This is a genomic window from Rhodococcus sp. MPR-R1B (assembly GCF_058793255.1).
In genome coordinates, this window is record NZ_JBXAFO010000005.1 from 111,159 (window position 1) to 124,456 (window position 13,298).

At 63.8% G+C, this 13,298-nt stretch carries 13 protein-coding genes; 8 read left to right on the top strand and 5 right to left on the bottom strand.

Annotated elements, in window-relative coordinates; genetic code table 11:
- The first annotated feature begins 36 nt into the window (after nucleotides 1-36).
- Nucleotides 37-675, top strand: coding sequence for a carbonic anhydrase (locus AC1Q61_RS09520; RefSeq protein ID WP_007726896.1), 639 nt, complete (start codon nucleotides 37-39; stop codon nucleotides 673-675).
- 97 nt (nucleotides 676-772) lie between these two features.
- Nucleotides 773-1,516, top strand: a complete 744-nt coding sequence (locus AC1Q61_RS09525; RefSeq protein WP_007726893.1) for a DUF4232 domain-containing protein — start codon at nucleotides 773-775, stop codon at nucleotides 1,514-1,516.
- A 25-nt stretch (nucleotides 1,517-1,541) separates the two neighbouring features.
- Here AC1Q61_RS09525 and disA read toward each other — a convergent pair whose 3' ends face one another.
- Nucleotides 1,542-2,627, bottom strand: a complete 1,086-nt coding sequence (disA, locus tag AC1Q61_RS09530) for a DNA integrity scanning diadenylate cyclase DisA (RefSeq protein ID WP_024487741.1) — start codon at nucleotides 2,625-2,627, stop codon at nucleotides 1,542-1,544.
- 96 nt (nucleotides 2,628-2,723) lie between these two features.
- Between disA and AC1Q61_RS09535 the strand changes: the two genes are divergently transcribed.
- Complete coding sequence (locus AC1Q61_RS09535; RefSeq protein ID WP_003945494.1) at nucleotides 2,724-3,284, top strand: PaaI family thioesterase; 561 nt, start codon at nucleotides 2,724-2,726, stop codon at nucleotides 3,282-3,284.
- A gap of 23 nt (nucleotides 3,285-3,307) precedes the next feature.
- Here the strand turns inward: AC1Q61_RS09535 and radA are convergent, their stop codons facing one another.
- Both radA and AC1Q61_RS09545 read right to left on the bottom strand, forming a co-directional pair.
- Nucleotides 3,308-4,741 (bottom strand): DNA repair protein RadA, encoded by a 1,434-nt coding sequence (gene radA, locus AC1Q61_RS09540; protein WP_003945739.1) that lies wholly within the window; start codon nucleotides 4,739-4,741, stop codon nucleotides 3,308-3,310.
- Between the two features lie 98 nt (nucleotides 4,742-4,839).
- Entirely contained in the window at nucleotides 4,840-5,475 is a 636-nt protein-coding gene (locus tag AC1Q61_RS09545) for a copper chaperone PCu(A)C domain-containing protein (RefSeq protein WP_007726888.1), read from the bottom strand.
- Between the two features lie 265 nt (nucleotides 5,476-5,740).
- Here AC1Q61_RS09545 and carD point away from each other — a divergent pair, with 265 nt between their 5' ends.
- From carD to rlmB, 5 genes are read left to right on the top strand one after another with little or no spacing between them, the layout of a single operon-like run.
- A complete protein-coding gene (carD, locus tag AC1Q61_RS09550) occupies nucleotides 5,741-6,229 on the top strand; it encodes an RNA polymerase-binding transcription factor CarD (RefSeq protein WP_003945666.1) in 489 nt (162 codons plus the stop codon).
- A gap of 22 nt (nucleotides 6,230-6,251) precedes the next feature.
- Nucleotides 6,252-6,950: a 2-C-methyl-D-erythritol 4-phosphate cytidylyltransferase gene (gene ispD, locus AC1Q61_RS09555; RefSeq protein ID WP_039972758.1), complete on the top strand. Its 699-nt coding sequence runs from the start codon at nucleotides 6,252-6,254 to the stop codon at nucleotides 6,948-6,950.
- Nucleotides 6,951-7,427 carry a 2-C-methyl-D-erythritol 2,4-cyclodiphosphate synthase gene (gene ispF / locus AC1Q61_RS09560; protein ID WP_047269647.1) on the top strand — a complete coding sequence of 159 codons (477 nt, stop codon included), beginning with the start codon at nucleotides 6,951-6,953 and terminating at the stop codon, nucleotides 7,425-7,427. It begins immediately after the preceding gene.
- Nucleotides 7,428-7,438: 11 nt separating this feature from the next.
- A complete protein-coding gene (cysS, locus tag AC1Q61_RS09565; RefSeq protein WP_003945830.1) occupies nucleotides 7,439-8,833 on the top strand; it encodes a cysteine--tRNA ligase in 1,395 nt (464 codons plus the stop codon).
- A gap of 2 nt (nucleotides 8,834-8,835) precedes the next feature.
- A complete protein-coding gene (rlmB, locus tag AC1Q61_RS09570; RefSeq protein ID WP_003945749.1) occupies nucleotides 8,836-9,807 on the top strand; it encodes a 23S rRNA (guanosine(2251)-2'-O)-methyltransferase RlmB in 972 nt (323 codons plus the stop codon).
- 34 nt (nucleotides 9,808-9,841) lie between these two features.
- Here the strand turns inward: rlmB and AC1Q61_RS09575 are convergent, their stop codons facing one another.
- On the bottom strand, nucleotides 9,842-11,623 hold the full coding sequence (locus AC1Q61_RS09575; RefSeq protein WP_047269645.1) for an ABC transporter ATP-binding protein: 1,782 nt from the start codon (nucleotides 11,621-11,623) through the stop codon (nucleotides 9,842-9,844).
- Nucleotides 11,620-13,248 (bottom strand): ABC transporter transmembrane domain-containing protein, encoded by a 1,629-nt coding sequence (locus tag AC1Q61_RS09580; RefSeq protein WP_492650830.1) that lies wholly within the window; start codon nucleotides 13,246-13,248, stop codon nucleotides 11,620-11,622. Before AC1Q61_RS09580 ends, AC1Q61_RS09575 begins: the two co-directional genes overlap by 4 nt.
- Nucleotides 13,249-13,298 lie beyond the last annotated feature (50 nt).

Below are 13,298 nucleotides of genomic sequence, written 5' to 3' on the forward strand. Positions count from 1 at the left end.
CGAGAGCCCGAAATGCGGCGGGTGCACAATGAGTGAATGCCACGATCAAGCCCCATTTCCGCTTGGAAGTCCCTTCGCGAAGGCAACGAGCGATTTGTCAACGACGCGTCCATTCACCCCAGCCAGGGAATCGCGGACCGCGCGAAACTCGTCGATGGGCAGCACCCCACAGCGGTGCTGTTCGGTTGCGGTGATTCGCGCGTAGCCGCCGAGATCATCTTCGACCAGGGTCTCGGCGACATGTTCGTCGTGCGCACTGCAGGTCACGTGCTCGACGATTCGGTGCTCGGTTCCATCGAGTACGCGGTTCACGTGCTCAACGTGCCGCTCATCGTCGTCCTCGGGCACGACGGTTGCGGTGCCGTGAAGGCAACGCTCGACGCCCTGGACAAGGGCGCAGTTCCCGACGGATTCATCCGCAGTGTGGTCGAGCGTGTTGCTCCGTCCATCCTGATGGGCCGCAACGAGGGCTTGTCCACCGTGGACGAACTCGAAGGCCGTCACGTCGTGGAGACCGGCTCGCTGATCATGCAGAGGTCCCGGATCATCGCCGACAAGGTGGACAAGGGTGCGTGCGCGATCGTCGGCGTCACGTACACGTTGTCCGACGGTCACATGCGAGTTCAGGGCGCGGTCGGCGACATCGGCGAGAGCGTCGAGACCGTCGAGGGTTAGATCTTCCGGGGCAGTGGTACCTGGCAGCAGACAATGGGTACCGACACGCCGCCTCAGCTGACGGTTAGTGGACCCTGCGCCAACTACCGTTGAGTCCGTGTTGGAACCTAATGGACCACTGCCCCCCGAGATCTACTGGCGTCGCCGGGCGCTGGCCATTGGTGCCGCCGTCATTGCACTGGCGTTGATCATCTGGGCGGCGTCCGCCCTCTTCGGCGGTGGAAGTGATACCCCGGAGGCCGATTCGGCCGCTGCGAGTTCCTCGCTGACGACGGACGTCTCCTTCACCCCCAACCCTTCCGGCTCCAACGCGCCGGACGGTGGCGGTGGCTCGGGTGGCGGCGCTGCCGGTGGATCAGGTGGCTCGGGCACGCAGGCTTCGGGATCGTCTTCGTCTTCTTCCTCTTCGTCGACCACCGGGGCTCCGGTCCCGGCCGGTCAGTGCGCCGACTCGTCGCTGGCAGTCAAGGCCACCGCAGACAAGGCGACCTTCGCTCCCGGCGAAGAGCCGTCGTTCACGATCGTCATCACCAACATCGGTTCGGCACCCTGTGATCGAGATCTGGCGGGCGGCCTTCAGCAGGTGCTCGTCTACAGCATCGACGGCAAGACCCGGTTGTGGTCCAACGTCGACTGCTACCCACAGCCCGCAGCCGACGTACGCAATCTCGCGCCCGGCGAGCAAGCTGCGTTCAAGGTCGCCTGGTCGGCCACGACGTCGACCCCCGAGTGCGCGACCGCGCAGAACCCCGAGCGCAATCCGGTGGGCGCAGGCGCTTACACGGTTGTCGGGCAGCTCGGTGCACTGCGAAGCTCCCCGGAGCCGTTCAACATCGCATGAGCGCGGGCAAGCCCGAACAGGCCCGCTAGTTGAAGGATCCGGTGATCGACGTCTCCGCGAGCCGGGAAAGTCCCTCACGGATGTGACGAGCCCACAGCCCGCCGATGCCCTCGACCGACTGCAGATCGGCAGCCGTAGCGGCCAGCAGCGACTGGAGAGTGCCGAAGGATCCGACCAACCGGTGGATCTGATGGAACTGCAATCGAGGTACACGCATCAGCACGCGATATCCGCGAGGAGTCATCGGAGTGTCGAGAGCTTCGATCGTGCCTGGATAACCGAGAACACGCGCAAGAGTCGTGAGATCGAGTAGATCGGCGTCGGTGACGCGATCGAGTGCGACGAGGACGTTGTCCATCGCCGCGGTGCCGATGGGTTCGGGACCGGCAAGATAGTCCCGAACGATGAGTTGACGTGCAATGTCGTTGTCGCCGACCAGTTCTTCGAGCTGCAGTGCCAACTGGCGACCGTCGGTGCCGAGCTCGAGGACATCCTGTTCGATTTCGATCGACACGCGGCGAACCATTTCCAAGCGCTGTACGACGGTCAACGCGTCGCGCAGAGTCACGAAATCCTCGATCTCGACGACCGACAGTTGCCGTGTCACTTCGTCGAGTCGCGCTTTGTATCGTTCGAGCGTCGCGACGGCCTGGTTGGCGCGCGAAAGTATGGTGGCCGAGCCGTCGATGACGTGCCGGATGCCGCCGACGTACACACTGACGATCGACATCGACTGACTGACCGAGACCACGGGATAGCCGGTCTGAATTGCCGTGCGCTCGGCAGCGCGGTGCCTCGTGCCGGATTCGACGGTGGGAATCTTGTGATCGGGAACCAGCTGGACGTTGGCACGCACGATGCGTGTGCCGTCCGTCGAGAGGACAACCGCGCCGTCCATCTTCGACAGCTCGCGCAATCGGGTCGGTGCGAACTCCACGTCGAGGTTGAATCCGCCGTCACACAGCGCTTCCATTTCCTCGTCGTATCCGAGGACGATCAGCGCGCCGGTACGGCCGCGCAGAATTCGTTCGAGCCCGTCTCGCAAAGCGGTACCCGGCGCCAACCTGGCGATGGTCTCTCGCAATGCCGACGACGACTGTGTGTCCGCCATCGCACTGATCATTGAGAAACTCCCTGCTGAGGTCGATGTCACTTCGGTCGGGTCCGATGCCTGCGCCGGACGGATTCCCGTTTAGATTACCTATCCATGAGTAGTACCTGGACCCTGCCTGATGACCTGACTGTCCCGGAGCCGGTCGAATTCTTTCCGGCCGCCGGCGAGAAGCTGCCTCAGCACTGGTCGAAATGCTTCGGCTGCGGCGACGACCAGCCTGCGGGAATGGCGATGAGTTTCAGGGCTGGTAACGGATTGGAAGTGACCGGTCGTCTGGAGGTCGCCAAGAAGTATCAGGGCGGTCCAGGTGTCATTCACGGCGGCATTCTGTCGACGGCATTCGACGAGGCTCAAGGTATGGCATGTATGGCTCTCGGCTCGCCGGTGGTGACCGGGCACCTCGAGATCGACTTCGCCCGGCCGATCCCGTTGGGATCGGTGCTCGAATTCCGGGCTCGCATCGACGGTGTTGTACGCCGCAAGGTCTACACCAGTGCAGAAGCGGTGATCGTCGAAGGTCCGACAGCGGATCCGGACACGGTGGTGGGAACCTCCCGCGGACTGTTTCTGACCATCACCTCGGAACACTTCGCCAAGACCAAGGAGTTCGTGGACGGCGAACCGACGTCCCCGTTCGGCACCTCGTCGGTCTGACGAGGTAGTCGGCCGAACGACGATCACTTCACCGGCGTGAGCTTGGGGCGAGACGGGGCTTGTTTGCCGCCCATCAATCCGGCGTAGGCCAGTGCCTCGGCCAGATTCGCCACTTCGTTGACGCGCATGCCGGGAATGTTCGGGCCGGAATCGACCGGCACGATGGCGCTGGTGAATCCCAGTCGGGCAGCTTCGATCAGCCGTCGGTTCACCCCGGCAACCCGTCGAACCTCCCCGGCGAGTCCGACCTCGCCGAGGATGACGAGCCCCTTGGGGACGGGTTTGGCTTTCACGGCGGAAGCGACCGCAATGGCGAGAGCCAGATCGGCACCCGGCTCGGTCATCCGCATACCGCCGACGGTCGCGGCGTAGACGTCGGCCTTCGAGATCGACACTCCGACGCGGCGTTCCAACACGGCGAGAACCATGGCCACACGGGCGGTGTCGAGCCCGCTGACGGCTCGGCGGGGTGTCGGTAGCGGCGTGGCGGCGACGAGCGCCTGAACTTCACCGAGTAGAGGTCGCTTACCGTCCATCATCACGGTGACGGCAGTGCCTTCCACAGCTTCTTCACGGTGATGCAGGAACAGGCCGGACGGATCGCTGATCTCGTTGATGCCCTGCTCGCTCAGCTCGAAGCATCCGACCTCGTCGGCCGCACCGAATCTGTTCTTGACGCCGCGGACCATGCGCAGGGTGGAGTGCTTGTCACCTTCGAAGTGCAGAACCACGTCCACGAGATGCTCGAGCGAGCGCGGACCGGCGACGGCGCCGTCCTTGGTGACGTGGCCGATCAGAAGCACCGGGATTCCGCTGGCCTTTGCCAGGGAGGTCAGGGCGCTGGTGACGGCCTTGACCTGAGTCACGCCGCCGACGACCCCGTCGACGTCGGCAGCAAGCATGGTCTGCACCGAGTCGACGATGACCAGTGTCGGTTTGACCTGCTCGATGTGGCCGAGGATGGTCGCGAGATCGGATTCGGCCGCCAGATACATCCGTTCGTGGACAGAGTTGGTGCGATCTGCCCGAAGCCGAACCTGACCGGCGGACTCCTCGCCCGTGACGTACAACGCTCGATCATCCGCGCTGCGCATCGCCCAGCGGTAGACGACCTCGAGAAGTAGCGTCGATTTTCCGACGCCGGGCTCGCCCGCGAGCAGCACCACCGAACCCGGTACGACGCCACCGCCGAGGACGCGGTCCAACTCGCCGATCCCCGTGGGTTTGGCCTGCGTCGAGGTGCTGTCGATCTGTGTCAGCGGCGTGGCCGGCGTCGTAGGCAGCACGGCGCTTGATCCTGCTTTGGCGAGTGAGGCGCCGGCGCGACTGGCGACGGGTGCCACTACGGCGACCTCGGTCATCGAGCCCCACGAATCGCAGTCCGGACATCTACCGACCCACTTGGGCACTACCGACTGGCATTCGGAGCAGCGGTAGTTCGATTTCACTTTGGCCACCGGGACAGACTAGAGGCGGGGTCCGACATGGACCCCGCCTCTAGTGTGATTCTGAAGTTGTTCTGCGAGGCGCATTGTGCGCCTTGGTGATTCGAGGCTCAGTGCCCAGCTTCTGCAACGTCGGGTGACTTGTCCGACTCGTTGCGCTCGAGCTGCGGGCCCGCGTCGACAGGCACGTCGACGGTGACCGATCCGGCCTTCTCGAACTTGAAGGTGATCGGGACGGTCAAGCCGGGGCGAACGCCTGCCTTGATGTCCTGCAGAACGACGAGAGAGAGCGCAGCGGGTGCGTCGTCGTTCTCTTCGTTGTTCTTGATCTGGGTCTCGGCCTCGGTCGCGGCGCCTTCGCCTGCGGGCAACTGACCGGCCTGCAGCGACGTCTGCGGCTTGATCGTCAAGCCACCTACCTCTTCACCTGCGATGACGCGTGCTGCGTAATCGGTGGTGATGCTGACGAGCTTGTCCGTGGTCTCGGCGCTGTCGTTCACGACGGTGAACGCGAGCACGGCGTTGCCGCCCGGCTCGATGCTGTACTCCTCGGACGAGGGGTAAGCGATGTGCACGTTGCGCAGTGCGATCTCACCGAGGTCGGCGCTGTTGCCGTTCACGGCGGCCTGCTGGACGGCGGTCTGGCTCACCTGTCCGGAACCGCAAGCGGACAGCGCGATGGCTGCGCCTGCAGCCAGTGCAATGGCGGTAGCGACTCGACGAGTCGGCTTACGGATAGCAGTCACGATTTGTCCTCCACGGCGTCAGGTTCGCACTCCACTAGGCAGAGTAGTAGATAAGGTCCCGCGGGCTGGCCGTCGGGTCGCCACAACGGTTGTCTGCGTGGGCTTTCAGTCCGTTACGCAGGGGTGCTCCAGACCAGTTGAATGCACGTACAACAAGCCCTGTCAACCCCTACGCTCGAGCAAGGATGCCCCTGACCTGCACAGTTGATGAGTGGTCGGTTCTTTCACGTGTTAAACTAGTGGAATCGAAAGGGGCACGGGACACATGATTTTCAAGGTCGGAGACACCGTCGTATACCCCCATCACGGTGCGGCGCTGATCGAAGCTATCGAAACCCGCACCATCAAGGGTGAGCAGAAGGAGTACCTGGTTCTGAAGGTCGCTCAAGGCGATCTCACAGTACGGGTTCCTGCAGACAACGCAGAGTACGTCGGAGTTCGTGACGTGGTCGGCCAAGAAGGCCTCGACAAGGTTTTCCAGGTTCTGCGAGCACCGCACACCGAAGAGCCCACCAACTGGTCTCGTCGATACAAGGCAAATCTCGAGAAGCTTGCCTCAGGTGACGTGAACAAGGTTGCAGAAGTTGTTCGTGACCTGTGGCGTCGTGAGCAGGACCGCGGACTTTCCGCTGGTGAGAAGCGCATGCTCGCCAAGGCTCGTCAGATTCTCGTCGGAGAGCTCGCGCTCGCCGAGGGCACTGACACCGAGAAGGCAGAGACCATTCTCGACGAGGTCCTCGCGGCCGCGTCCTGACTGCAACACAACAAAGCTGACAGTGGCAGTAGTAGCCCTGGTACCTGCCGCAGGTCGGGGAGTGCGATTGGGCGAGAAATTGCCCAAGGCATTTGTCGAACTCGGTGGGTGCACCATGCTTGCACGCGCGGTCGATGGACTCCGGAAATCCGGAGCGATCGACCGCGTTGTTGTCATTGTGCCGCCTGAACTGGTCGAATCCGTCGTAGCCGACCTCGGTCGTGCAGCGGACGTCGACGTCGTCGGCGGTGGTGCCGAAAGAACCGATTCGGTTCGAGCCGGCCTCAGCGCTGCCGGCGACGCAGATTTTGTACTCGTGCACGATGCCGCACGGGCATTGACACCGCCGGCGTTGATCGCGCGCGTCGTCGGAACTCTCCGAGCCGGCAGCTCCGCTGTCATCCCGGTACTTCCGGTTACCGACACGATCAAGTCGGTCGACGTACTCGGCGCAGTCACCGGTACGCCTCTGCGTTCGGAGTTGCGTGCGGTTCAAACTCCCCAAGGATTCTCCACCGACGTCCTGCGCAGTGCGTACGACGCCGGTGACGTCGCCGCGACCGACGACGCCGCTCTGGTCGAGCGTCTCGGTGTTTCGGTGCAGACGATTCCCGGCGACGCTCTCGCCTTCAAGATCACCACTCCGCTCGACCTGGTCCTTGCACGGGCGCTCCTGAGCTCGGAGACAGCGTTGAGTGCGGATTCACAGGACGGAAATTAGATGCGCGTCGGTCTCGGCACGGATGTTCATCCCATCGAGGTCGGTCGTCCTTGCTGGATGGCCGGGTTGCTGTTCGAGGAAGCAGACGGGTGCTCGGGCCATTCGGACGGCGATGTCGCCGTCCACGCGCTGTGTGACGCGTTGCTCTCTGCGGCGGGCCTCGGTGACCTCGGTTCGGTTTTCGGCACCGGCAGGCCCGAATGGGACGGCGTGAGCGGCGCTCGAATGCTTGCCGAGGTTCGCCGACTGCTCGAAGAGAACCAGTTCGCCGTCGGCAACGCCGCGGTGCAGGTCATCGGCAACCGTCCGAAGATCGGGCCACGTCGCGACGAGGCACAGAAGGTGCTCTCGGACATTCTCGGCGCGCCTGTTTCGGTGTCCGCGACCACCACGGACGGCCTCGGCTTGACCGGTCGCGGCGAGGGGATCGCCGCCATGGCCACCGCGTTGGTCATGACAACCGAACACGACAGGTAAGATCGCTGGTCGTGACCCTGCGCCTATACGACACCGGTACGCGGGCCCTTCGGGATTTTGTTCCGTTGGCCCCCGGACATGCATCGGTGTACCTGTGTGGGGCGACAGTTCAGGGCGATCCTCACATCGGACACGTTCGTAGCGGCGTCGCTTTCGACGTGCTGCGACGCTGGCTGTTGGCGCACGGCAACGACGTTGCCTTCGTGCGCAACGTGACGGACATCGACGACAAGATTCTCAACAAGGCCGCCGGCGCCGGTCGACCTTGGTGGGAGTGGGCGGCGACGTTCGAGCGGTCGTTCACGTGGGCCTACGACCAACTGGGTGTGCTGCCGCCGTCCATCGAGCCGCGGGCCACCGGTCACGTGACGCAGATGGTCGAGATGATGGAACGCCTGATCGAGAACGGCCACGCGTACGCGGCGGGCGGCGACGTCTACTTCGACGTGCAGAGCTACCCCGAGTACGGCGCACTGTCCGGCCACAAACTCGACGACGTTCATCAGGGCGAGAGTGCGGCCGAGGGCAAGCGCGATCCTCGCGACTTCACCCTCTGGAAGGCCGTCAAGCCCGGTGAGCCCTCGTGGCCGACACCGTGGGGACCCGGCCGTCCGGGCTGGCACCTCGAGTGCTCGGCCATGGCGGAGTTCTATCTCGGGGCGGCATTCGACATCCATTGTGGTGGACGCGATCTCGTCTTTCCGCACCACGAGAACGAAATTGCGCAGGCCAAGTGCGCCGGCGACGATTTCGCTCAGTACTGGTTGCACAACGGCTGGGTCACGATGAGTGGCGAGAAGATGTCCAAGTCGTTGGGCAACGTTCTCTCGGTGCCGAACGTGCTCAAGAAGGTTCGTCCGCAAGAACTTCGGTACTACCTCGGTAGTGCGCACTACCGTTCCAATCTCGAGTACTCGGACGAGGCGTTGGACGAAAGTGCGAAGTCCTACCAGGGGCTCGAGTCGTTCGTCCTGCGCACACACAAGCGTGCGGGCGGCGTCGAACTCGGTACGTGGACCGAAGGTTTCGCGGCGGCTCTCGACAACGACTTGTCGGTGCCGATCGCGTTGGCCGAGATTCACGGCAAGGCGAGCGAGGGTAATTCCGCGCTCGCTGCCGGTGATCTCGACGCGGCTCGGGTGGCTGCCGGCCAGGTGCGGGCCATGCTCGCGATCCTGGGCGTCGACCCACTCGACGAGCATTGGACGCAGTCCGGTGGCGACACCGAGACGGCAATGGAAGCTTTGGACGTGTTGGTGCGGGCCGATCTCGATCGTCGGCAGCAGGCACGTACGGAAAAGAACTGGGCGGTGGCGGACGAGGTTCGCGATCGCCTCATCAAGGCGGGTATCGAAGTAACCGATACTCCCGACGGACCCGAATGGTCCCTTAAGGCAGGGCAGTAACAATGGCTGGAAACTCGAGCAGGCGCGGCGCAGTCCGGAAGGGCGGCACCAAGAAGGGCCAGGTTGCCGGTTCCGGCGGTAAGCACCGTCGCGGTCTCGAAGGGCGTGGCGCTACGCCGCCCGCCGAGGCACGCACCAAGCATCCCGCGGCAAAGCGTGCAGCGCGCGCCGCACGTGCCGACGAGAAGCAGGGCCGCGGTGGCCGTCCGGGTCCGGGCCGCAAGGTTCTCGACGGTCCCGAGACAGTGCTCGGACGCAACCCGGTGGTCGAGTGCCTACGCGCCGGCGTTCCGGCGACTGCACTGTGGGTCGCCGTCGGCACCGAGAGCGACGATCGACTGAAGGAATCCGTTCAGCTCGCTGCGGATGCCGGCATCTCGATCCTCGAGGTCCCCCGCACCGATCTGGATCGCCTCAGCGCCAACGGTCTTCACCAGGGCATCGCCCTGCAGGTTCCGCCGTACCGCTACGCGCACCCGGACGATCTTCTCTCGGAGGCACGCAAGCATGCCGAGCCGCCGCTGCTCGTCGCGCTGGACAACATCACCGATCCCCGCAACCTGGGTGCCGTCGTGCGCTCGGTCGCAGCTTTCGGTGGACACGGCGTCGTGATTCCGGAGCGTCGTAGCGCGAGCGTGAGTGCTGTCGCTTGGCGCACCAGCGCCGGCGCTGCCGCTCGTTTGCCGATTGCTCGGGCAACCAACCTCACCCGCACGCTCAAGGACTGGGCATCGAAGGGTGTTCAGGTCGTCGGTCTCGACGCCGAGGGCGACACCACTCTCGACGATTTCGACGGCAGCGGTCCCGTTGTGATCGTGGTCGGTTCCGAGGGCAAGGGCCTTTCGCGCCTCGTCCGCGAGAACTGCGACGCGATCCTGTCGATTCCGATGGCCGGTCCGGTCGAGTCGCTCAACGCCTCGGTTGCCGCCGGAGTCGTCCTGGCGGACATCGCCCGCAGGCGTCGTAGCAGCTGAGTTGTAACGGCTTTCGGGTGAGTCTGGCGGGGTTCTAGCTCCGTACCGACCAGGCTTCCCACAGTGCAGCGTAGGAACCGTCCGCGCCGATCAGTTCGTCATGTGTCCCGCTCTCGACTACGCGGCCACCGCTCATGACGAGTATGCGATCGGCGCGGACTGCTTGGCTCAGCCGGTGTGCGATCACCACGGCGGTCCGGCCGGTGACTGCGAGCTCGGCTGCCTGATCGAGTAGACCGGCTGCGGTGGTTCCGGCTTCGGCAGTCGCCTCGTCGAGGATGACGACGGGAGGATCGAGCAGAGCCAGTCGGACGAGGGCTATGTGCTGTGCCTGCGCCGCCGTCAACTGGTACCCACCGGCCCCGACCCTGGTCTCGAGTCCGTCCGGAAGTTCATGAATCCATTGAGCTTTCATCGTGTCGACGGCTTCGGCGATCTTCGCATCGTCCGAATCTGGTGCACACAACCGGAGATCGTCGGCGATCGTCCCGACGAACACGTGAACTTCCTGGCTGACGAGGACGACTTCGTGCCGAAGTTCGGCATCACTCAGGTCGTCAATCAGTGTGCCGTCGACGGTGATTCGCCCGTCCCCGACGGGAATGATGCCGGCAATCAGTTTGGCGAGCGTGGTCTTTCCGGCGCCGCTGCTTCCGACGACGGCGATTCGTTCCCCCGGTGCGATCGAGATCGAGATCGAATCGATCACCGGGGTGGAGTTGTCGTACGAGTAGGAAACCCGGTCCACCTCGACGCCGATGGGTTCGGACCGAGCCGAGGCAGGAATGCTCGTGGGCCGCCCGGGCATCGCGGTGACTCCGATCAGGCGAGCCAGGCTGGCACCCGCATCCTGCAATTCGTCGATGTTCGAGAGAAATACCGCGATGGGGCTGAACAGACTGTGGAAGTAGAGGGCGGCGGCGGTAGCGGCCCCGATGGACACCGAGCCTGTGGTCACGAGCCAGTAGCCGACGCTCAGGACGGCGGCCAGTCCGAGCAGTTCGGCGCCGTTGAGTTGGGCGAAGAAGTTGGTGCGCAGGCGAACTGCCTGCATGTCGAAGCTGATGGCATGCTCGGAGGTCTCGGCGATTCGGTCGATGTGCTCGTCTGTTCGCCGCAGGGCAGTGACAGTGCCTGCGCCTCCGAGAGTTTCGATGAGCTGTTGTCCCCGCCTGGCCTGCGCAGCGCGAGAGCGTCGGTAGACGGGTCCGGAGCGTCGGAGGAAATGACGAAGAGCGAAATAGTGAATCGGCGCAACGGCAACGATTGCCACGGTGAAGCGCCAATCGATCACTCCCACACCGACAAGCGTCAGTGAAATCATGAACAGGGCAGACACGGTGGCGGGTAGTACTCGCGCGATGACGGTGTTTACCGCTTCGACGTCGCCCGAGACCCGGGAAATCAGATCACCGGTTCCGGCATCCTCGACCAGTGACGACGGCTGCGCGAGGGTGGCGGCGAACACGTCCTCACGAAGATCGGCCAGCACGTTCTGCGCGACGTTCGCCAGAAGCTGTGTGCTCCACCAGGTCAGCGCAACCCCTGCTGCCGCTGCGCCGAGCATGAACGCGGTGATACGCAGGAGTGAGGCAAACGGTTTGCCCTCCGTGACCGCATCGACCATGAGTCCGAGCAGTGCCGGGGTGGACAGGCCGCAGGCCGTAGCAGAGAGAAGCACGACGGTCGTGAGTGCGAGCGCTCGCTTGCGTGGCCGAAGCAGTGCGATCAATGCGCGGACGGTCTGCTTGGTCGACGCGATCGGCAGGGCAGATACAACCGGAACAGCAGATGCATCCGGAAGGGTATCGGTCACAGCGACTCTCCCTCCCGAACGCCGTGGTCGATCGTGACGACACGGTCACACGAATGGAGCAGGGTCGGGCTCGAGGTGATCACCAGAATGGCCTTGTCGGGGAAGTTTCTCAGGGAGTGTGCAATTCGATGCTCGGTGACAGAGTCCACGGAAGTGGTGGGTTCGTGGAGGACCAGGATCGGCTGGGGTTGATGGAGAGCGCGGGCGAGGAGAAGGCGTTGGCGTTGACCTCCGGAGAGTTTCTTTCCTTGCTCGCCTACCTCGGAGAGGTGGCCGTCGGGCAGATGCGTCAACACGTCGTCGAGCGCAGATGACGTCATTGCCGACGAGTCGACGTTCGGTGCAGCCAGATTGTCGAAGACGGTGCCGGTGAACACGGTTCCTTCATGAGCGGACACGAACACCTGATCGCGAACTCCGTCCGGGCCGAGTTCGGTTGCATCGGTGCCGAATACGAAGTAAGAGTCGGGGTCCAGCGGAGTCTGAAAGGCGAGTTGGCGTGCCAGTCGGTGAGCGGAATCGTCCGCGCGCACGCCCACCACCTCGCCGCGGCGAGCTGAGACGACTGTTCCGTTGTCGGTCGAAATCAGCAGGGCGTCTTCACTTCTGACAGCGCTGATCGGGGCGGTGGAAGGCGTCGGTTCGATCAGGTGCGGCTCGGCCAGGAGTTCGGACAGTCTGCGTGCGGAGCCTCGCTTGGCAGCGAGTTCTGCACCGAAGAACCCCAGAGTTTCCATCGGACCGGCAATGACCCTGCTCAAGCCGACAACGGTGACGAAGTTGCCCACGGTGATCGTGCCTTGATGCGCCATCCACGCGGCTCCAAGCGCGACCGAAGCCAGCACCAACGCGGAGACCCCGGAATTGAGCGCGGTCAGGCTGGACATTGCTCTGACCGTCCGGATCGCTGCCTTCATCGACTCCCGGCTCGCGTTGACGTATCGCGACAGGGCCGTGGGCTCGGCTCCGAAACCCTTCAGTACCCGCAGGCCCAGCGTGAAATCAGTTGCAAGCATGCCTGCCTCGGCTGCCTTCTTCTGCTCTGCATACACACGCTCGTCCAGTGGACCGCTGATCTTGTGGATGAATACGAGCTGCGCAGCAGTGATGAGTACGACGATCAGTGCGAGCGGCCACGAGACGAAGGCAAGCGAAATCACTGCCGCGGCGAGCCCCGCAAAAGCTGAGCCCTGTTCGGCGACAACCCAGGAGAAGCCCGAGACGTGTGAGGCGTCCGAGGTGGAGATGGTGAGAACTTCACCCGTCGAGCGCTGAGCTTGCATGCCTCTGGCATCGAGGACCCGTCTGGCAGCGTTCAATCGTAGGTCGTGTTCGCCGTAGACGAAGACCTGCGTGTTCAGGCGAACCGCGATGCGCCACGACAGAGCAAGTCCCACGAACAGAGCACACAACACAGCAAGCCACACGAGAAGTGCTGTGCTGTCGGACTTTCCGATTGCACGGTCGACGACGGTACCGATCAGCACCGGAATGAGGGCTTGAGCTACCTGATACGACGCCTGGCCGGTGACGGCTGCAACCAGTCGCGGGCCGCGTCCGGAGGAGAACGATCCGACTCTGATCATCTCCATCGGACCGGAACGAGTTTTGGGCAGCGCTGACACTCGTGAAACTCCTCGCCCAGATCTGAACACTCGTTGTGCAGTTCTACGGT